We start from the raw sequence: 22,153 nt of genomic DNA on the forward strand, positions 1-22,153 counted from the left end.
GATTTAAGCTGTAAAGGCTATTCTAGTAAAGGTTAGTTTACTGAAACAGGAATTTTTATAGCTAAGGCAACTAAAAAATAGATATAAAATTACTATAAAAAGTAAATATAAAATACATCAAAAACTGAAATCTTAATAAGCTAGGGGGCAATTATAAAATGAAAATAGAATCATTATTAATTCATGGCGGAATAGATGGAGATGAAAAAACAGGAGCTGTAAATATACCAATATACCAGACTTCAACTTATAAACAGCCTGAGGTTCGTGTAAATAAGGATTATGAATATTAAAGAACAAAGAATCCAACAAGGGAGGCGTTAGAAAAACTTGTTTCAGAGCTTGAGCAAGGTTATATTTGTCGTGGATTTATATAACGAAGGTATAGATATTCTAGAAATTAATACAATACTATTTTTAAGAGCAACAGAAAATTTAACAGTATTCTTGAAACAGCTTGGAAGAAGTAACAATCCAGTAAAAGATTATATTGAAAATGGATTTTTAACTTTACCTAAGGGATGTTATAGTCTAATTGTCACCATAAAAACCACGAAAATTTAATTGTTATATTTTCGTGGTTTTATTTTGTACTCATATTTAATTAAATTTTCTTTAAGCAAAAGTATTATTATAAACAGAATATTTATTTAAGTATAATTTTATATTATGGGAATATTAAATGACTTTAGAATTATACATTAATTGATAATAATATATTTAAGTTAAACGTATTCATTAGAAATAAAAAACTATCTATTGCAATTTATGGCAATATAAGGTAAAATTATATGTGATATTAATAACAAAGTTTTGCATAGATAAAATTAAAATAATAAAAAAATTACAATTATATATTATGGGGGGAATGTAAATGTTAAAGGGTAGAGTTGCAATTGTAACAGGTGGTACAAGGGGAATAGGTTATGCGATAGTTAAAAAATACTTAGAAAATGGAGCTAAGGTGGTATTATTTGGATCTACATTAGAAACTGTAGAAAAAGCAGTAAATTCATTAAAAGAAGAAAATCCTGAATGGGTTGTTGAAGGAAAGTATCCTAAAATTACAAATGCAAAGGAAATGAAAGAGGCTATTAATAGCGTTAAAGCAAAGTATAAAAGGCTAGATATTTTAGTTAATAATGCAGGGATTTCTCAAAGTAAGAGTATATATGACTATGATCCAGAAGAATTTGAAGAAGTTATGGACATAAATGTAAAAGCTTTATTTAATGGAATTCACCCTGCTACAAAAATAATGAAGGAACAAGGTGGAGGGTGTATAATAAATACAAGCTCAATGGTAGGTATTACAGGACAAAGTTCTGGAGTAGGATATCCAACTAGTAAGTTTGCAGTAAATGGAATGACAATTTCTCTTGCAAGGGAATTAGGTATTAATAATATACGTGTTAATGCAGTAGCACCAGGAGTTACAAGAACAGATATGGTAGATAACCTTCCAAGTGAAATAGTAGAAAGATTAGTTAGAACTATTCCTTTAGGTAGAATGTGTGAACCAGAAGATGCAGCAAATGCATTTTTATTCTTAGCTAGTGATATGGCAAGCTACGTTACAGGAGAAGTATTATCAGTAGATGGAGCTGCAAGATGCTAAATATAAATTTATTAATCAATTAAAAGAAGAATTTATATTTGGAGAATATAATAAACTATTATCAAAAGAATAAAGTGTTAGACCTACTTAATTTGTAGGTCTATTTTATTTTTTAAGTAAAGATAATAGAAATGAAAATAACAATAAAATTAAATTTATTAATGCTACTTTAGCATGAAAACTAAAGAATATAACATTATATGAGGTTAAGATAGAATAATACATAAAAATATATAAACAAATTATCTCAATTTCAAGAACACTTCCCTCACCTCCACTATATAATATTACATAAATAAAAGTAATCCGATAGGAAATAAGCAAAGACGAGAAGAGTAAATTAATAAAAGCTTACAGAGAGAAATCCCCCTGGCTGTAAGGGATTTTAAGTAGATATTAATTGAAGTGCATCTCTGAGCTCTGAATCGAAATTTTAGTAGACTTCAGCGGGTACGCCTGTTATAGCGTTGAGGTATTTATGTACCAATAAATTAAGATGTCTGTTTATATAATTATGTATTATATAAAAGATAATTAGAGTGGAACCGTGGAAGTTTACTTCTGCCTCTAAGTTTTTAGAGGTAGGAGTTTTTTTATTGATCAGATATCTAAATATAGAGAAACATTATAGTTATATTCAACTTATAGATGATTATTATCAAGTGGACAAGTGAGAAGTTTTATAAAATTTAGGGTTATTTTCATTAATATGGACAAGCAAGTAGTTTCGTAAAATTTAGATTTATTTTTATTATAATGGACAGGATAAAAAATTTAGCAAATAAGAGTTCATTATTAGTTAAATAGACAAGCAGAAATTTAAATTAATGTATAAAACTATGAAAAATTATTAATAAACAACGGAGGGATATTATGAATTCTATACAATACTTTGATTCTATAGCTGAAAAATGGAATGTTATTCGTAGTGATTATTTTGAGGAAAGGTTAAAATATAAAATTTTATCAATAACTAATATAAAAGATAAGGTTGTAGCCGATTTAGGATGTGGTACAGGTTTTGTTTCTTTAGCCTTAGTAAATGAAGCAAGTATAGTATTTTCTGTAGATAATTCGAGTAATATGCTTAAGCAGTTAAGGGCTAATGCATTAGATAAGAATTATAAAAATTTATATCTAATTAAATCTTCACTTGATAGTTTATCACTTTTTGATGAATCAGTAGATATTGTTTTTATAAATATGGCACTTCATCATATAAAAGATGCTAAAAAGGCTATATCAGAGATGCATAGAGTTTTAAAGAAGGATGGAGTAGTTATTATATCTGATGTTATGGAGCATAATGGTGAGTGGGCAAGAGAAGAAATGTTTGATGAGTGGCTTGGATTTTCAAATAAGCAAATAGAAAATTGGCTAGAGGAAGCTGGCTTTAATAATATACAAATTGAAAATACAGATCTAAGCTGTAAAGGCTATTCTAGTAAAGGTGAGTTTACTGAAACAGGAATTTTTATAGCTAAGGCAACTAAAAAATAGATATAGAATTACTATAAAAAGTGAATATAAAATACATCAAAAACTAAAAACTTAATTGGCTAGGGTGAATTTTATATAAAAGCTTAATTAACTAGGAAATAATTTTATATCTAAACTTAATTATTAATGAAAGAACTATTTATAAAAATAATAGGGGGCAATTAAAAAATGAAAATAGAATCATTATTAATCCATGGTGGAATAGATGGAGATGAGAAAACAGGAGCTGTAAATATACCCATATACCAGACTTCGACTTATAAACAGCCTGAGTTTGGTGTAAATAAGGGTTATGAATATTCAAGAACAAAAAATCCAACAAGGGAGGCATTAGAAAAACTTATTTCAGAGCTTGAGGAAGGTTTTGCTGGTTTTGCTTTTTCTTCAGGAATGGCAGCTACCACTGCCGTTCTTTCCCTTTTTAAATCTGGAGATAAGATAGTTATTTCAAATAATTTATATGGGGGAACATTTAGGGTTTTAGATAAGGTTTTTAATCACTTTGAAATTAAATATAAAATAGTTGATACTTCTAATTTAGAGGAAGTAAAGAAAAGTATTGATGAAGATGTAAAAGCTATTTTTATAGAAACTCCAACAAATCCTTTAATGGATATAACTGATATTAAAGGTATTTCAACTATAGCCAAGGAAAAGAACATATACACTATAGTTGATAATACTTTTATGACTCCTTACCTTCAAAAACCAATTAACCTTGGGGCTGATATAGTTGTTCATAGTGCTACTAAGTATATTGGTGGACATAGTGATACAGTTTCAGGATTAGTTGTTGTTAATAATGAAGATTTAGCAAAGAAACTTCATTTTATTCAAAATTCAACTGGTGGTGTTTTATCTCCTTTTGATTCATTTATGTTAATAAAAGGTCTTAAGACATTAGCTGTTAGAATGGATAGGCATAATGAAAATGCAAAGAAGGTTGCTGAATTCTTAAGAAATAGAGAAGAAGTAGAAAAGGTGTATTATCCAGGCTTTGAAGACAGTTCAGGATATGAAATTCAAAAAAGACAAGCTAAGGGCTATGGTGGAATGATATCCTTTGTTATAAAAAATAGATATGATTATAAAAAGTTTTTTAATGGACTTCAGATAATAACTTTTGGGGAAAGCTTAGGGGGAGTTGAGTCGTTAGCTTGTCATCCAGCTTCAATGACTCATGCTTCAATACCTTATGAAATAAGAGAAAAGGTTGGAATAGTTGATAATTTAATAAGATTATCTATTGGTATAGAAAATATTGAGGACTTAATTAAAGATATAGAAAATGCATTAAAGGAGAGTAAGATAAATGGTTAAAGTAGAAAGTTTTTCACTAGATCACACAAAGGTTAGGGCACCTTATGTTAGAAAATGTGGAACTCAAAAAGGTGTAAAAGGAGATATAATATCTAAATTTGATTTAAGATTTATGCAACCTAATTTAGAAATATTACCAAACCCAGCTATCCATAGCTTAGAGCACTTACTTGCAGGACTTATGAGAGAAAAAATAGATAATATAATAGATATTTCACCAATGGGGTGTAGGACAGGTTTTTATTTGACTGCATGGGGAGAAGTTGAAGTAGATACTGTAATAGAGGCTCTGGAATATAGTTTAAGAAAAGTATTAGAAGAGGAGGAAGTTCCAGCAGCTAATGAACTTCAATGTGGTAATTATAGAGATCACTCTTTAGAGCTTGCAAAGGAATATGTGAAGAAAGTATTAGAGAAGGGATTTAGTAGTGAAGTATTTCGATAATATACAAGAACTAATAGGAAATACACCTATAATTAAGCTTAATAATTTAAATATTAAGGCAGGAGTTAATATATTTGCTAAACTTGAAAATAACAATCCTGGAGGAAGTGTTAAGGATAGAATAGGAATTTATATGATTGAAGCAGCTGAAAAAGATGGAATATTAAAAAGAGGATATACAATAATTGAAGCAACTGCAGGAAATACTGGAATTGGAATAGCAATTGCAGCAATAAATAAAGGTTACAATATAATATTTGTAGTTCCTGAAAAATTTTCTATAGAAAAGCAAACTTTAATGAGAGCTTTAGGAGCTAGAATTGTAAATACCCCAAGAAAGGATGGAATGCTTGGTGCTGTAGAAAAAGCTGATGAATTACTATTAACTATAGAAAATTCAATAAGCTTAAGACAATTTGAAAATCAGGCAAATCCTCTTGCTCATTATGAAAAAACTGGTCCTGAAATATATGAAGCGATGAATGGAGAAATAGATTATTTTGTATCAGGTGCTGGCAGTGGAGGGACATTTGCGGGAGTAGTAAAGTTTTTGAAGGAGAAAAATAATAATATAAAGGCAATATTAGCAGATCCAGAAGGCTCTACTATGGGGGGAGGAATTGAAGGCTGTTATGATATAGAAGGTATAGGAAATAACTTTATTCCAAGTACCATGGATATGAAGCTAGTTGACGATGTTATAAAAGTTTCTGATAAAGAGGCCTATGACATGGTGAAGTTAATTGCATTAAAGGAAGGTCTTATTGTAGGAAGCTCTTCTGGAGCAGCTCTATCAGCAGCATTAAAGCTCGCAGATAAAATAGAGAAAGGTAATATAATTACTATCTTACCTGATAGAGGAGATAGGTATTTTAGTAAAAATATATATTAATAGAGCTAAATTATGGAGGCAAGTAATAACAGGTCTCCACTATAACATATATAATAAAAGCTACAAGTTTAAAGTGGCTTTTTATTTTACCTAAATATCCATTATGACACAAATAAAATATGTATTGATAGTAGAAATAAAGGTTGAGTTAGATTTACTGAAGTAAGGTTTATCTAAGAAGATAGTAAATAAGGAAAAGATAATAATAACAACTTTCATCATCACAAGTTAATTATTTATGCGAGATTTATATTATAAGATAATGTTCATAGCTAAAAGAAAAGGTTATTATTGTAAAATAATTACATTAAACTTATAATATTAGTATAATTCATAAGTTTTGTATATTTTTAAATCTATGGTCATATACAATAGCAACGAAGTTAGGAGAGGAGTAAAGTGAAAAATGTAAAAGAAACTGTGTATGAATTTATGCAACAAGAAATTTATAGTAAAAGTGAAAACAAAACTGGTTTACAGACTAAAACAATTGCAGAGTCTTTAGGGTTACATCGTTCAAATGCTAGTACTATATTAAACGAACTAGTAAAAGAAGGCAGGCTTATAAAGACAACAACGAGGCCAGTATATTATAAGATTCCTGAGGCAATACAATATAGTACAGAAAACTCATGTTTTGCTCAATTAATTGGTTATAATGGTACTTTGAAGAATGCAGTTCAATTAGCAAAGGCTGCAATATTATATCCACGTTCCAGTTTAAATGTTTTACTTTCTGCTAAAACAGGTTGTGGTACAAGTTATTTTGCATCATTAATGTTTCAATTTGCTAAGGCAAAAGGAATTTTAGCTCAAAATTCTCCCTACGTAAAAGTGGATTGTAGGCATTATTCTAAAAATGTTTCTGTATTAAGTGAGGAGCTTTTTGGAGGTGGAGGAGATTTAAATAAGAGTTGTTTTGTAAAAGCTCAGGGAGGAATGCTTTTTTTAAATAATATAGATTTATTAGATGCAAAGCAACAAAGTAGACTTTTCGCTTTCTTAGATTCCGGGAAAATTTATTCAGAAGATAAATCAGAATCAATAAATTGTAATGATTTATTTTTAGTATTAGCATGTTCTCCACAAAGTTCTTTAGAGATTAATCGAATTATTCCTGTAACAATAGAATTGCCTGAGTTGAAAGATCATTCTATGAAGGAAAGATTTGAACTTATTAATCATTTCTTTAAAGTTGAAGCTAGCAATTCAGACAGATGTATTGAAGTTACTACTGAAGCAATTAAAGCATTATTGTTATCAGATTTTACTTACAATATAAAAGGTTTAGAGTTGGAGATTAAAACAGCATGCGCAAATGCTTATTTAAGGGTAGTTAATGAGGCAGAGCAAAGTCTTTGTGTATGTGTTAATGATTTCAAAGGAGAAGTTAGAAAAGGACTATTAAACCAAAAAGGTTATGATAATGAAATTTATTTACTTTTTGGAAATAGAGAATCTATTATTTATGATAAAAAAGCTACGATACTAGGGTATGATGAGTCTAATTATGGTGATGATATGTATTCTGAAATAAAAAAGCAGTATGATGAATTAAATAATCTTGGTATTAATGATAGCAGTATAAAAGACGTTATGAACAATCATATTAGCAATTTATTTAAGAAATATAATTATTATAGTGGATTAAATGATTCAAATAATTTAGAGCAATTATCCAAAATAGTAGATAAAAAGGTTATTGATATAGTAAATCATTTTCTAAATAATACGAAGAAGGAACTTAGAAGAGATATAAAACCTAGCACATTCTATGGTCTTTGCTTACATATTAATTCATTATTAACATTAAATTTTGATAAGCAAAGAATGGATAATGATCAGATTGTAAAAATTATTCAAGATTATCCTCTGGAATATGCTTCTAGCGTGCAATTAGCAACAATTTTAAAAGAAAATTTAGATTTAAATCTACCAATTCATGAAATAGTTTTAATTGCGATGTTTTTAATTGAATTAGATGAAAGTAATGATAATGGACATCCTGCGTTACTTTATATTATGCATGGTAATGAAACAGCATCTTCATTAAAGGATGTTACTAATAGTTTAACTCAATGTAATAATGCATATAGTTATGATTTAGCTTTAGATATTGGAAGCAAACAAGCTATAGAGGAAATAAAATCTTTGATTAAGAAGATAGATTGTGGCAAAGGTGTTATTGTCATATATGATATGGGATCTATTAAAACAATGATTGAAACTATCTCAGAAGAAATAGATATACAAATTAGGTGTATTAATATTCCTATTACTTTAGTTGGAATAGATGTTGCAAGAAAATGTTCAATGGAAAGTGATATAGATTATGTATATCATATGGCTAATCTAGAAATTAATAAGATGAGAGAAAATACAGAAAAGCATAATAGTATTATCGTTACACTTTGTCATACTGGAGAAGGCGGAGCAATACAGTTAAAGAATTATATAGATAAGTACTCAAAGCTAGGAATGAAAACAATAGCTCTATCAATATCAGCCCGTGATGAATTGTTAAAGGAAGTTACTACACTTAAAAGAATGTATAATATTCATAGCTTTATAGGAACATATAATCCAAAATTATTTGGTATTCCATTTATTTCTATTGAGAAGATTTTTGAAAGCACCAAAGAAGATTTAGATCGTATATTAATGTTTCATCCAGTTAAGTCAAAATTATGTGATTATAATAAGATTTATGAGCATTTAGCAGAAGAGTTTAAGTATGTATCAATATCTAAGTTAAAAACAGTTCTTCCAGGTATTATAGATGAATTTAGTTTATTATATTCATTAACTGAAGATCAGCGCATGGGATTATTTATGCATTTAGCTTGTTTAGTTGAAAGGTTATTACAAGGTAACTCTGTTAAAAATAATAAATATAGAGATAAGATTATTTCAATCTTTGAAGATGAGTATCAGTCTACTGTCAAAATACTAAAAGTTTTAGAAAAGACATTCAAAATTATAATTGATGATAATGAAATTTCAACGATTATTATGATTATAAAAAAAATATAAATTTTAATTGAAGATGATATGCCTCCTAATTAAACAGGAGGCATATTATTTGCAGCAAAATGAGAATTGATTTTAAATAATTAAATATGAGCAATCTCTACACTTTCACTTCTGTTATCAATAATCTTCTTTTGAAGATCATAAAGAGTATCTGTCATTCTCCCATAATAAACTGCTTCACTAAACATTCTAAGTACTTTATTTTGCTTTTTGTTTTCAAAATCTTCTAAGTGCTGATTAAATACAATTTTTAATCCATCATCAACTAATTCTGTTTCGAAAGAAATAGTAATAGTATCAGCCAAGGATTTTGTTATAGATTTGTAAATAGAACCTCTTTCATAATCTAATATAGATACATCAATACGGGTAAGAGCATCTTGTTCATGTTTTGAATACTTCAACCCTTTCTTAATATCTTTGATGCTTAATTCCTTACCAGTACATTGACGGATATTAGATAATAAATCAGCTTCTAAAAAATCATAAAATTCTTTTTCTGTTATTTTTAATATTCTTGTTAGCTTCATAAATACATTATAGCATACGAGGAACTATTAAAATACAACAATGTAAATAATTACAAAATCTATACTTAATAGATAAAATCCTTAGACACTAGAAAAAAATCAATGAAAAATTTATACACTAACTTAGAAATATCACATTTATTATTAGCTTCTTAAATAGTAAATGTATTTTAATAAATATACTAAAAAAATACTGTATAAAAGAGTGATTTAATACAGTAAATGGCCTTTTGACAAGTGAAAACCTATACATTAGAATGGAATCAATCAAGAGATTAAAGGAAAAATTATACAAAATAGTAATTGAACAAGAAAAAGGGGGACTGGTTATGGATGAAGAAAATGTTTTATCATCAATGACTATTATTGCAAATTCAGGTGATGCACGATCATATGCATTTAGGGCACTAGAGGAAGCCAAAGCAGGGAATTTTAAAGAGGCTGAAGAAATGCTAAACAAATCACAAGAAGCAGCTAACTTAGCTCATAAGGCGCAAACCGAGCTGTTAGTTAAAGAAGCTAATGGAGAAAAACAAGAAATAAATGTATTACTTATTCATTCACAAGATCATCTGATGACAAGTATGCTTGCAGTAGAGCTAATTAAAGAATTTATTTTACTTTATAAAAACAAATAAATTTATGGGAGGAATAATAATATGAAAATTTTATTAGTATGTGCTGGAGGAATGTCAACAAGTATTTTAATGAAGAAGATGGAGAAATATTGGAAGGAAAATGGGATGGACCTAGAAATAAAAGCAGTAGGTCTAGGAGAATATCAAGATGTATATAAGGATTTTGATATTGTTATGATGGGACCACAAGTATCATATCGAATAAAAGAAGTAAGAGAAAATACAGGATTACCTTGTGCACCAATTGAATCATTTGATTATGCTATTGCAAATTGCCCTAATATTATGAGTTTAGCTAAAAAATTATATGCTGAAAGATAGATAGGAAATATGGATAGGGAAAGAGGAGAGGAAAATGGAAAAAATATTTGAAAGTAAATTTATGATTAAACTTCAAGACTTTGGACAAGGTTTAGGACGTAACAAATATTTAGGTGCATTACAAGCTACAATGATGTCTTTAATGGGTATCATAATGGTAGGTGCTATATCACAAATTATCTGCTCAGTGGGCAGTGAATCTATGTTAAATTTATTTACTTCTGATAGCAAAACTTATGCAATACTTTATTTACCTTATCAATTTACTATGAATTCTTTATCTTTATGGGTTGTTGTTTTATTTGGATATAACTATGCTAAGAACTTAAAAATGAAAAGTCCAATAATGAATGCTGTGGATGCGTTAGTATGTTTCTTATTAGTTGCTGGTGGATTAATTATAAGTGAAGTAGGTGCAACAAGTATTGATATGACTTATCTTGGAGCACAAGGAATGTTTATTGGATTCGTAGTTGTATTTGTATCTGTCAGAATTGAAAAGTTCTGTGCTGATAAGAAGATTCGTATTAAGATGCCAGATGTTGTTCCTCCTTTCTTACAAGATGGTTTTGCATCAATTTTACCTTTATTATTTAGTGCTATTATTTTTTTAGGAATTTCTACATTAGTATCAATATCTACAGGAGGAGTTTATAATATTTGCTCAGGATTTATGGCATTATTGGGAGCTCCATTAAATGCATTAACATCAGTTCCAGGTATGTTTATTATTTGTATATTTGCAGCATTATTATGGTGTTTTGGTATTCACGGAACTATGATTATAGTCCCAATTATTATGCCTTTAGGTATTCAAGCAGCAGTTTCAAATGCAGCATTACATGCTGCTGGTGAACCATTAGTATTTTATCCAGTTGCTTTATTTGGATCAATAGCTATCTGTGGAGGTACAGGTAATACTTTACCACTTACATTAATGGGATTACGTTCTAAATCTAAACAAATTAAGGCAGTTTCAAAAATTTCTGCTGCTCCAGGATGGTTTGGTATAAATGAACCTATGACCTTTGGTATGCCGATTATGTACAATCCTATATTGTGTATTCCATATGTGCTAAATATTCCAGTAGTTATGTTATGCACATATTTAGCTTATAAGTTTGGTTTCTTACAACCAGCATGGATATCTATTTCAGCTTTACTTCCAATGGGATTTGCTCAATATTTATCTACATTAAGATGGCAAAATGCTATTTGGGACTATTTAATGATAATTCCATCTGGACTTATTTGGTATCCATTCTTTAAGATTTATGAAAAACAATTAATAGCGAAAGAATCTGCTGCATTAGAATCTAATCAATAATATAGAAGCAGATAATATAAAAATAAGAAAGTGCCAACAAATAGTCTGGCACTTTCCAAATAAAATATAGGAGGAGTAAATATGAGTTTTCCGAGTAATTTTTTATGGGGAGCTAGTAGTTCAAGTGCTCAAATTGAAGGCGGATATAATGAGGATGGCAGAGGATTATCTATATGGGATGTTAAGGAGTTAAATTCCGGAACTTGTAGTTTTCATTATTCATCTGATTTTTATCATCATTATAAAGAAGATATTGCTTTAATGGCTGAAATGGGATTTAAAGCTTATCGTATGTCTATTTCTTGGAGTCGAATATTACCTTCTGGAGAAGGCGAAATTAATCAAAAAGGTTTAGATTTTTACAAAAATGTTTTTAATGAATGTCATAAATATGGTATTGAACCAATAGTGACAATATTTCATTTTGATTTACCTCTTGCTTTGCAAGATAAATATGGTGGATGGAATGATCGTCGTATGATTGATGCTTATGTGAATTACTGTAAGATTTTATTTGAAAACTATAAGGATGATGTGAAGTATTGGTTAACATATAATGAGCAAAATATGCTTATTTTCTTTGGTGCTGTTGATATGATAGGTGGAACAAAAACTATGCAATCTGGTAATAAGCTTTATAATCAAGCTCATATTCAATTAGTTGCACAAGCTAAAGTAATCCATTTATGTCATGAAATGTGCCCAGATTCTAAAATAGGGCCAGCGCCTAATATTACCACCTCTTATCCAAAGACTTGCAATCCAATTGACTATTTAGCTGCTATGAATATGGATGATTTGAGAAATAATTTTTATTTAGATGCATTGATATTTGGAAGATATCCTCAAAGTGTTCTACGTTATTTTGAAATGAATAATATTTCTATTGATGTAGAGGATGGGGATTTTGAATGTATGGCAACTTGTAAGCCAGACTTCATTGGATTTAACTGTTATGGTAATGATACAACTGAATATTTGAAATACTATAAAGTTGATTTTAGTGATATGGTACATGCTGATAATCGTGATATTAGTTACTTAATGAAATTAATGGATAAGCCAGGTGTTGGTAGAGCAAGTAAAAATGATTATTTCCCTACAGGTGAAGATGGACATACATTTGATCCTTATTGTATTCGTGTTACAGCAAGACGATTAACAGATCGTTATCATTTGCCAGTTATTATTACAGAGAATGGATATGGTCGTCCTGATACATTAGAAGAGGATGGAAGTATTCATGATAGTTATCGTATTGAACATTTAAGAGAAACAATACGACAAATGAAAATTGGTATTGAAGAAGGGGCTGACATAATTGGTTATTGTCCATGGAGTGCAGTCGATTTAGTTTCTACTAGAGAAGGAATTACAAAACGTTATGGATTCATCTATGTAGATAGGGATGAAGATGACGAAAAGGCAAAATCAGCTGAAATGAAGCGTTATCGTAAAGATTCATTTTATTGGTACAAAAAAGTTATTGAGACAAATGGTGAGATTTTAGAAATGGAGGGTAAATAAATGACAGGTTTTCCTAAGGAGTTTTTATGGGGTGGTGCAACAGCTGCCAATCAATATGAAGGTGGATGGAATGAAGGAGGAAAGGGAATAAACACATCAGATGTTATGACAGCAGGTTCACATACTGTTCCGCGTAGGGTAACTTATAGAAACATAAAAACTGGTGAAACAGGCTCAATGAATGGTTTTGGAGGAGAGGTAAAATTTACACAAGATTGTGTTCCGGCAGTTATTGATGGTGAATATTATCCAAGTCATGTAGCAACAGATTTTTATCATCGTTATGCAGAAGATATTGCATATATGGGGGAAATGGGATTTAAGACATTTCGTTTAAGTATGAACTGGGCACGTATTTTTCCAAATGGTGATGATAAAGAGCCTAATGAAGAAGGATTAAAATTCTATGATAATGTTTTTGATGAATGTATGAAATATGGCATAGAGCCATTAGTAACATTATCACATTATGAAACTCCAATTAATCTAACTATAAAGTATGGAGGTTGGTCAAATAGAAAGTGTATAGATTTCTTTGATAACTATGCGAGAACAGTATTTAAACATTATGAAGGAAAGGTTAAGTATTGGTTGACGTTCAATGAAATTAATATAATGGAATTTGCTCCTTTTGTTGCAGGGGGAGTAGCAGATCCAAAACCTCAAAACAAAGCACAAGCAGCTCATAATCAGTTTGTGGCAAGTGCGAAGGCTGTAAAGGCAGCTCATGAAATTAATGACGAAATTAAAGTAGGACAGATGCTAGCATATCAGCCAATTTATGCATATACTTGTGATCCTAATGATCAATTATTAATAATGGAAAGAAGTAAAAGTGGTTTATTCTATTCAGATGTACAAACAGGTGGACATTATCCAAATTATAGATTAAAACAATATGAAAGAGAAGGTATTGTCTTGGAAACAGAAGCAGAAGATTTTGAGCTTATTGAAAAGTATTCAGCTGACTTTTTAAGTTTTTCATGCTATGGCTCTAGTACAATGACAACCCATGATAATGTTGAAAATAGTGGTGGAAACTTTAGTATGGGAATTAAAAATCCATATTTAGAAACAAATGCGTGGGGATGGGCAATAGATCCAGCTTGTTTAAGAATTGCATTAAATACTTTATATGAGCGTTATCATAAACCATTATGGATAGTTGAAAATGGTATAGGATGGGATGATAAAAAGGAGGAAGATGGAAGCATACATGATACTTATCGTATAGAATATTTACGTAAAAATATTAAATCTATGAGTGATGCTATTAATATTGATGGTGTTGACTTAATGGGATATACAATGTGGGGATGTATAGATTTAGTTTCTGCAGGAACTGGAGAAATGAAAAAACGCTATGGTTTTGTTTACGTGGATCGTGATGATAATGGAAATGGAACTTTAGATAGAAGTAAGAAAGATAGTTTCTATTGGTATAAAAAGGTTATTGAAACTCAAGGAAAAGATTTAGATTAATTAAAAAAGCTGACTCCTAGTAATTTAGGAATCAGCTTTTATTTTATAACCCAATACATCTTAATGTATTTAATAGTGGATATTCTTATGGGGAATTTTATTATAAGTATGAATGTTACTTAGTCTTTTTTATGAAACCGAAGACTTCTGTACCTTTCATAGAATCTAATAACATTATTTCTTCCTCTGGAATACGTCCTAATAAGTTACGTTGACCATCCACTTCTATATCCTTTAATACGATTTGAACTTCGCCAAGATAATGAGCTAGGTTATTATTAACTATTACAACATCCCCACGAGTATAGTGTGTTTTATCACATTTTCTTTCTGGGATAGATTTTCCTTTATAAATAACTCTAGTAAAGCGAGAACGAAGCATATAGTTTAAACAGTCTCCCAAATCATTATGTGTTTTGAAATCAAATAGAATTTCTTTTTCTAAATCACTAATACCTTCTTCAAGGTTAATGTTAAAAGGAACTCTTTTTATTTCACCATTAGGAATAAAGTTCTTTAAGATACCGAAAGAATCATTAACTGGTACATTAATAAATACTTCTTTCAGAACACTATCAATAGCTTTAAATTCTTCTTCACTTGCAAAGGCATTTCCTATTAATATTTCATCTATATTATTCATAACTAAGCAATGTCTTAATTGAAGATCAATTGGTAAGTTTCTATGATTTTCAATTGTTGGAAGACCATCACTTACTGGCCAAGGTCCATGTGTTCCTTCAACTTGACTTGAAATGAAAATTCCTACTTTAATATTCTTACTTTGCCAGTAGTTATTTAAATCATTGATTTTCTCAATACTAGGTGCAGTATATCTTTGTGGGTAGAAATTGTGACAAGTTGATAAATTTTCAATATTAGTACCATTATCAATAGCTTTTTCAATAACATCAACAAATGATGTAGACATCTCAATATGAATTCCATCCTTATTGTTAATTAGAATGGCATCTCTTTCATCATTAAAGGCGAAGTCCATACGAATTGTATCGATACCCATTTCTTTGAATACAGATAAATCAGTTTCAGTTGCTCCCATTTGTTTGAAGAATTGACCATTTGAATCACCTGATACTTCCATACCATATTTGTGAGCTATTTCACTAAAAGATTTAAAGTAGTTAACAATTTCTTCTTTTGTGCCTTCTACTGAGAATAAACTTGTAAATACCTTTGAAAAACCATACTTTGATGCAAGTTTTAAATATGCATCTATTTCCTTAATTTTTTCTTGTTCTGGATAAACAGAAACTCCTAAACGAACCATTTTATAATCCTCCCATAAATTGAATATTTTATAAATTAGCATTCTCTATCCTTAAAATATAAAAAACTGCTTATAAAAGAATATAAAATACATCTTTATAAAGCAGGTTTAGCTTGAACTTAAACAATTACTATTCATTTCACAATTATATTGTGAGCGTTTTTATTGGGCTTGTCAATATTTTAAGTAAGAAGAATAGCAAAAACAAGAAATTTTAGAAAGATAATATGGTGTGATTTCAGATAGGATTAGCATAAGATTTTGTTCTATAAGTTTAATAAAGTGACAATTTTATTTAACTTATTATTAGAAATATTTTTTTCTTCATAGGCACAAAATTAAGAAATTTATATATTATGTAATATAAGGATTAACTAACAATATTTTAACTAGATAAAACGGAGGAAGAATCATTATGAGTGATAATAATGTAAATACAAATGAAAATTTAGCTGAAAACGCAGCTGCAGTAAGACACTGTGCAGAAGTTAAGAGTATACCACAATCTTTAACAGAACAAACTCCAGTAGCACCTGCTGTTATTGCACAAGGACCAGTAGTTGTTAAGGTTCCAGTTGTATTAGCAGAGACAAATATAACTATACCAGTTGAAGCTACTATTAAATTAGATCACCCAGCTATAGAAATTAAGAGAATTAGAAAGAATGTATTTTTAAATCAATCTAGAATTATTCCATTTTCTCAAGATAGCCAATTTGGTACTGGAATACTATTTATAAGTGGTTTTATAAGAAAGAATATTGAGTATGCAACTAAAACTTGTAGTAGATATGGCTCTCCTAATATTTGTGGAGATATAAGACATTGTACAGTTGAAGTACCTTTCCACTTTACAACAAGAATTACTTTCCTTAGACCACCAGTTTTTATTCCTAACTTTACTCCACTTGAATTAGAATTCTTTAATGATAAAAATAAGAGTTGCGATGCTTGTGCAGATCCAGTTATTGGACGTAATGTATGTGATCAAAGCTTCTTAAATACAGAAATCTTTAATGAAAAACCTTTTACTGAATTAGTAAGAGCAGATATAGCTGAAATTGATATTCATACAGACCCATATAAAGATTGTGAAACTCCTACAGAACAACTTTTCACTAAGCTTACAGAAAAAATAGTTGTTAATTTAACATTAAAAGTATTACAAAATCAACAAGTAAGAGTTACAGCTTTAGTTTAATAGAACTACCAATCTAAGAATTATAAAATAATTTTATAAGATTTGATTAATTAATAGAATAATAATTTAAAATAAGTATGTCCTCGGCAATATTTAATATAGTTTTGTCGAGGATTTTTTTATTTATGAGGAAAATAGATACAAATTATAATTTTAATTATAGATAATAAATATTATAAGTGTTTGTATTTATTCATGTACATAAAAGTCGAATTTTGTATATCATACATTAGATAGTTTATTAACTTATATTTAATTAGATGAAAATGGAGGAAACTATATAATGGCTGATAATATTAAAAATACCAATGATTTTGAAGTTGTAGTAGATTCTTGTGCTAAAGTTGAATCTAAGGTTCAATCTTTAACAGAACAAATTCCTGTAAAACCTGATGTTATTAAATGTGGTCCTGTATTTGTAAAGGTACCAGTTGTGTTAGCAGAGGTGAATTTAACTATTCCAGTAGAGGCTACCATCACATTAGATAGAGAAGCTATAGAAATAAAGAGAATTAAGAAAAATGTATATTTAACACAATCTCGAATTATACCTTCTTCTCAAGAGGGATGTAAAGATAATGGAATATTATTTATAGCAGGATTTATAAGAAAGAATATTGAATATGCAACTAAAAGCTGTAGTACAAAGGGTAGTTCCAATATATGTGGAGATATAAGACATTGCACAGTTGAAGTCCCATTTAATTTTACAACAAGAGTTGATTTTATAAGAGAGCCTATTTTTGAAAAAAATACAACTCCAAGGGAAGTAGAATTCTTTACAGATAAGAATAAGAGTTGTGATGCTTGTGCCGATCCTGTAATAGGGAAAAATCCTTGTGAAGATAGTATCCAATTTACTGAGTTCTTTAATGAAAAACCATTTACTGAATTAGTTAGAGCAGATGTTACAGAAGTAGATATTCAAACAGATCCAGAATTAAACTGCAAGTCTCCTACAGAACGAAGCTTTACTAAACTTACAGAAAAAATAATAGTAAACTTAACTTTGAAATTATTACAAAAGCAGCAAGTAAAGCTAACAGCTTTATAATTATTAAATAAACTTAAGATTATTTAATAATATTAAACAGACTTAAGGCTTACTATTATAGAGGTTTTAAGTCTGTTTTAAAATAGATATTTATGTACATACTTGAATTCATTAATTTCTTAAGTGGAGGAGATATTATGGAGGAGATGAGATATTCAAGACAAAACTATAATGAACTTAAGAGAAGACAGTATGGTGGATATACTAGATATCAGAATAATTATTTTTTATATATGAAAAATTACTATGAAGAATATATTAGAAAGCAAAATAAACAGTATTTAGATATGAAACAATACTACGAAGAATATATTAAAAATCAAAATAAACAATACTTATCCATGATGAAATTTTATGAAGAACTTATGCAAAAACAAGATGATAATTATAAAAATCTAAAAATAGATTATGAGGAAAAGTTAAATTATTATACTGATTTTATTGAGAATAAGAGAAATACTTATTTAAGTGATAGTTACCAAGAGGAAAGTAAAAATTCATATAATGAAGTTAAGATAGAGGAGAATAATAAGACAACTATTTCGGAAGATAAACCTTATAAACTTTTAGAGACTACTGAAGAAGATGGCAATTTAGAGTATAAAAATAATAATTTAGTTGAATATAATAATTTAGAAAATACTTATTATAATGAGGAAAAAAATTCGATTAATAAAGAAGTTTTAAAAGTAGATGAAGAGAAACTCATAGAAGAGGATAGTAAAGATATTCAGGATGTAGATGAAGAAGAATTAGAGAAATGTAAAGAAAAAGAATTAGAAGAATGCAAAGAAAACTTTATAGAAGATAATAAGGAAGAAATTATAAAGTACACAAAAAATGAACTTTTAGGAGTAAATAAAGAGCAGTGTTTAGACGAAGCTTCTAAAGAGAATTATATAGAAGAAAAAGATAGTGAGAATTTAAATGATAGTGAACATAAAGATTATAAAGAAGAAAATCAAAGAAACCTCTTAAAAAAAGAAGAAGAGAATACGGAAAATAAGGAAAGACATAGATGTAGTGATAATTTTAATAAAGAGGTTTTAGAAATAAGGAATGAGAAAATATTAGATGAAGATAATAAAGCAGAGAATGAGGAAATAATTAGTTGCAGTGATAATTTTAATGAAGAAGTTTTAGAGATAGAGGATGATAAATTCTTAGAAGAAGATGGCAAAGCAGAGAATGAAGAAAGAATTAGATGTAGTAATTGCTTTAATAAAGAAGCTTTAGAAATAAATGATGAGAAATTTTCAGAAGAAGATAATAAAGCTGAGAATGAGGAAAAAATCAGTTGTAGAGAGAACTTTAATAAAGCGGTTTTATCAATAAGGGATGAGACATTCTTAGAAGAGTATAATAAAGATATATATGTTAAATTTCCAATTATTTTAGCAGAGACTAACATAGCAGTTACTATTGATGACACAATGAAAATAGGAAAAGATGTTAAGGAAATTAGAAGAATAAAAATGAATGCTTTTTTAAAGTCTTCTAACTTAGTTCCAATTTTCTTGAAAAATTCAGAAGCTAATTCTGGAATGCTTTTTGTATCAGGCTTTATAAGAAAAAGTATTGAGTATGCAACTAGAACTTATATAGAAGAAGGAAAGGAAGATAACAGTGGCTATATAAAGTATTGTATTGTTGAAGTACCTTTTAATTTCACTACTAAAATTACTTTTATTAGACCTCCTGTTTTTGTTGAAAACCACAATGTAAGAGCGGAATCTTCATGTGATACAATTAAGTTATATAATACCCATGAGGATTCTATTATTCTATGTGATAATTGTGATGAAAGCTTTTTATCTACTGAAGTATTTAATGAAAAGCCTTTTGTAGAATTAGTAAAGGCAAATTTTATAGAATTTAATATTCATAAGGATTTAGCTTTAAAAGAAGATGAAGATATAAAAGAAAGATATATTAAGCTTAAAGGAAATATCATAGTAAATTTAAGAGTAAGATTGTTACAGGAGCAAAATTTAAGGATAGAAATAGAAGAGAATTGCTAGATAGTTTAAGAAAGAATTAAAGTAAAGCGTTGACGCTATTAAAAATTTAGGTTAATATGTTAATTGGAATTGGGTAGTAATTGTTTAAGTACAAGCTAAGCCTATTCATTAATATGCAGAGAATACCTTCCAGTATTTTGTGCATTATAATGAATGGGCTTTTTTTATTATCTTAATTACAAAATATGAAAAATGATTAAGGTGTAACTAGTTATAGACCTAAGTTTTTGGTTTTAGGATTCTTAACTAGCATGTCTGTAATAGGTATTATATTAGTACTTGTACAAAATATAAATGAGAAGAAAAGAAGTATTCTAAATTAATAAAATAAGGATAAGGTGGCTATAGGTTTTTAACTTAAAGTCACCTTAATATTTACAAGAGTAGATAAATATTCTTCTCAATGAATAAATTTATATATTTCATAAACTTTATGGTAATATAGTATATGTTGCTAAGGATGGTAATAATTTATATAAGATACAAATGTTAAAAGGAGGACGTAAATATGTCTGTTGAGTTTAAAGAAATTAATTTTAGCAAATTAGTAGACAAGTTAGCTCCATGTTGCTTATCAGAAGAGGTATGTGGAGCATGTGAAAGAAATACTTGCCTAGTTGGCTATGGGACTGAGTGTATAAAAAATTGTATGATTAATAAAGTCACATATGTTATGGATGGAATGAAAAACATTCCAGTTACAGATGTAAGAATATATGATAAGGGTAATATTCTAAATGGTGTCGCAGATATTCTTAAAATTTGCAAGAGTTGTAAAGAGAATCATTATGATAATTGTATAGTAAATGTTTTAAGAAGTTGCTATGAGGTTATTTTATTTGGAGAGGAAAAAGAATATAAGGGAAGTGCTTTGGTTTATCTTAATGGGTTAAGAGAAGATAATCCAGAAATAGCAGATCAATTATTTCAAAAATATATGGCTAGATAAGACAAAGTAGTTTAATAAAGTGATTCTTATCTTCATGTGGAGTTTTCTTAAAAAGTAGAGAACCAAAATCTTGTATTTTGTGTGAATCACTTTCACAGAGTACAGGATGCCTACTCCATCTGAAAGTTAGAAGAACTAATCCAGGCGCGGAGCAGTGCTTAGCTCCACTTATAGAAGTTGGGAGTGTTAGCAATGGTAGCGATTGGATAAATTATGGAGATGCTTAATAATTAGGAAAATAGTATAAGATAAAAGTGTAAATTAAATGAGCTACCATAAGGTAGCTCATTTATCTTTAATATAGAACTAACGTTTTAAAAATCCCATCTTTCTTAGGAATATACCTACATTCTCTCTTGGTTTTGCCATTAAATATTTACCACAACGTTCAGTCCAACGGTCCTTTGAAGTACCGTTTGTACGCTCATTATAGTAATTACTTATTGTTTCATTATATGATTTCATTAGCTCCTCATCATGACTTTCATCATAAAAATCTTCTTTTAGTACTGCTTCAATAGGTAGTCTTGGTTTTTTATCAGGAGTTTCAGCAGCATATCCTAAGCACAGAGCAAACATTGGGAATACTAAGTTTGGAAGATTAAAGGTGCTAGCAAGGACGTCCATATCATTACGAATTCCTCCAATAACTACTCCACCTAAACCTAAACTTTGAGCTGCAATTAATGCTTTTTGAGCAGCTAGAGTAGCATCTATAACAGCAATAGTATATGATTCTGTATTTGATAAAATATTTTCATCAATATTTTCATAGTATTTTTCAGCACGATGTAAATCAGCACAAAATAGTAAAACTACTGGTGCTTCATTTAAATACTCTTGTCCTCCTGAAGCTTTTACTAAAATATTCTTTTTCTCCTTATCCTTAACTTGAATAATTGAATATGCTTGAAAGTGACTGGAAGTAGGAGCCATTTGAGCACAAGAAACAATAGTTTTTACCATCTCATCTGATACAGGTTTATCTGCATGATATTTTCTTATAG

Annotated in this window: 19 protein-coding genes and 1 pseudogene; 17 read left to right on the plus strand and 3 right to left on the minus strand. The window is 28.9% G+C overall.

The window, feature by feature from the left end:
• Positions 1-158: 158 nt before the first annotated feature.
• The 8 genes and pseudogenes from E6248_RS03195 to E6248_RS03230 form a co-directional block, all read left to right on the plus strand.
• Positions 159-371 (plus strand): annotated as a pseudogene (locus E6248_RS03195) (PLP-dependent transferase); the annotation flags it as partial.
• Complete coding sequence (locus E6248_RS03200) at positions 331-564, plus strand: hypothetical protein (RefSeq protein WP_396335120.1); 234 nt, start codon at positions 331-333, stop codon at positions 562-564. The pseudogene E6248_RS03195 and the gene E6248_RS03200, both read left to right, overlap by 41 nt.
• A gap of 310 nt (positions 565-874) precedes the next feature.
• Complete coding sequence (locus E6248_RS03205) at positions 875-1,618, plus strand: SDR family NAD(P)-dependent oxidoreductase (protein ID WP_316339374.1); 744 nt, start codon at positions 875-877, stop codon at positions 1,616-1,618.
• Between the two features lie 873 nt (positions 1,619-2,491).
• A complete protein-coding gene (locus tag E6248_RS03210; RefSeq protein ID WP_316339375.1) occupies positions 2,492-3,118 on the plus strand; it encodes a methyltransferase domain-containing protein in 627 nt (208 codons plus the stop codon).
• A 168-nt stretch (positions 3,119-3,286) separates the two neighbouring features.
• Positions 3,287-4,438, plus strand: coding sequence for a PLP-dependent aspartate aminotransferase family protein (locus E6248_RS03215; RefSeq protein ID WP_316339376.1), 1,152 nt, complete (start codon positions 3,287-3,289; stop codon positions 4,436-4,438).
• Entirely contained in the window at positions 4,431-4,883 is a 453-nt protein-coding gene (locus E6248_RS03220; protein ID WP_316339377.1) for an S-ribosylhomocysteine lyase, read from the plus strand. The genes E6248_RS03215 and E6248_RS03220 overlap by 8 nt, the downstream gene beginning before the upstream one ends.
• Positions 4,867-5,775 (plus strand): cysteine synthase family protein, encoded by a 909-nt coding sequence (locus tag E6248_RS03225; RefSeq protein ID WP_316339378.1) that lies wholly within the window; start codon positions 4,867-4,869, stop codon positions 5,773-5,775. Before E6248_RS03220 ends, E6248_RS03225 begins: the two co-directional genes overlap by 17 nt.
• 399 nt (positions 5,776-6,174) lie before the next feature.
• Positions 6,175-8,808 (plus strand): PRD domain-containing protein, encoded by a 2,634-nt coding sequence (locus E6248_RS03230; RefSeq protein WP_316339379.1) that lies wholly within the window; start codon positions 6,175-6,177, stop codon positions 8,806-8,808.
• A gap of 80 nt (positions 8,809-8,888) precedes the next feature.
• Here E6248_RS03230 and E6248_RS03235 read toward each other — a convergent pair whose 3' ends face one another.
• Positions 8,889-9,338 (minus strand): DUF3284 domain-containing protein, encoded by a 450-nt coding sequence (locus tag E6248_RS03235; RefSeq protein WP_316339380.1) that lies wholly within the window; start codon positions 9,336-9,338, stop codon positions 8,889-8,891.
• Positions 9,339-9,667: 329 nt separating this feature from the next.
• Here E6248_RS03235 and E6248_RS03240 point away from each other — a divergent pair, with 329 nt between their 5' ends.
• The 5 genes from E6248_RS03240 to E6248_RS03260 all read left to right on the plus strand — a co-directional run bounded on the left by E6248_RS03240 (position 9,668) and on the right by E6248_RS03260 (position 14,633).
• Complete coding sequence (locus E6248_RS03240) at positions 9,668-9,976, plus strand: PTS lactose/cellobiose transporter subunit IIA (RefSeq protein WP_316339382.1); 309 nt, start codon at positions 9,668-9,670, stop codon at positions 9,974-9,976.
• 21 nt (positions 9,977-9,997) lie between these two features.
• The gene (locus tag E6248_RS03245; RefSeq protein WP_316339383.1) at positions 9,998-10,297 is read left to right on the plus strand and encodes a PTS sugar transporter subunit IIB; all 300 of its coding nucleotides are present in this window, start codon (positions 9,998-10,000) and stop codon (positions 10,295-10,297) included.
• Between the two features lie 34 nt (positions 10,298-10,331).
• On the plus strand, positions 10,332-11,624 hold the full coding sequence (locus E6248_RS03250) for a PTS transporter subunit EIIC (RefSeq protein ID WP_316339384.1): 1,293 nt from the start codon (positions 10,332-10,334) through the stop codon (positions 11,622-11,624).
• Positions 11,625-11,705: 81 nt separating this feature from the next.
• Positions 11,706-13,151, plus strand: a complete 1,446-nt coding sequence (locus tag E6248_RS03255) for a glycoside hydrolase family 1 protein (RefSeq protein ID WP_316339385.1) — start codon at positions 11,706-11,708, stop codon at positions 13,149-13,151.
• On the plus strand, positions 13,152-14,633 hold the full coding sequence (locus E6248_RS03260; protein WP_316339386.1) for a family 1 glycosylhydrolase: 1,482 nt from the start codon (positions 13,152-13,154) through the stop codon (positions 14,631-14,633). It abuts the gene before it with no gap.
• Positions 14,634-14,748: 115 nt separating this feature from the next.
• Here E6248_RS03260 and E6248_RS03265 read toward each other — a convergent pair whose 3' ends face one another.
• Positions 14,749-15,921: a MupG family TIM beta-alpha barrel fold protein gene (locus E6248_RS03265; protein ID WP_316339387.1), complete on the minus strand. Its 1,173-nt coding sequence runs from the start codon at positions 15,919-15,921 to the stop codon at positions 14,749-14,751.
• A gap of 415 nt (positions 15,922-16,336) precedes the next feature.
• Here E6248_RS03265 and E6248_RS03270 point away from each other — a divergent pair, with 415 nt between their 5' ends.
• The 4 genes from E6248_RS03270 to E6248_RS03285 all read left to right on the plus strand — a co-directional run bounded on the left by E6248_RS03270 (position 16,337) and on the right by E6248_RS03285 (position 21,146).
• Complete coding sequence (locus E6248_RS03270) at positions 16,337-17,122, plus strand: CsxC family protein (protein ID WP_316339388.1); 786 nt, start codon at positions 16,337-16,339, stop codon at positions 17,120-17,122.
• 283 nt (positions 17,123-17,405) lie between these two features.
• A complete protein-coding gene (locus tag E6248_RS03275; RefSeq protein ID WP_316339389.1) occupies positions 17,406-18,176 on the plus strand; it encodes a CsxC family protein in 771 nt (256 codons plus the stop codon).
• 137 nt (positions 18,177-18,313) lie between these two features.
• Entirely contained in the window at positions 18,314-20,197 is a 1,884-nt protein-coding gene (locus E6248_RS03280) for a CsxC family protein (RefSeq protein WP_316339390.1), read from the plus strand.
• A 508-nt stretch (positions 20,198-20,705) separates the two neighbouring features.
• The gene (locus tag E6248_RS03285) at positions 20,706-21,146 is read left to right on the plus strand and encodes a hypothetical protein (protein WP_316339391.1); all 441 of its coding nucleotides are present in this window, start codon (positions 20,706-20,708) and stop codon (positions 21,144-21,146) included.
• 306 nt (positions 21,147-21,452) lie between these two features.
• Here the strand turns inward: E6248_RS03285 and E6248_RS03290 are convergent.
• Positions 21,453-22,153, minus strand: a 701-nt coding sequence (locus E6248_RS03290) for a nitroreductase family protein (protein WP_316339393.1), incomplete at its 5' end; no start/stop codon positions are given.

The sequence above is a fragment of the Clostridium sp. genome, assembly GCF_032552055.1.
Classification (GTDB): Bacteria; Bacillota; Clostridia; order Clostridiales; family Clostridiaceae; genus Clostridium.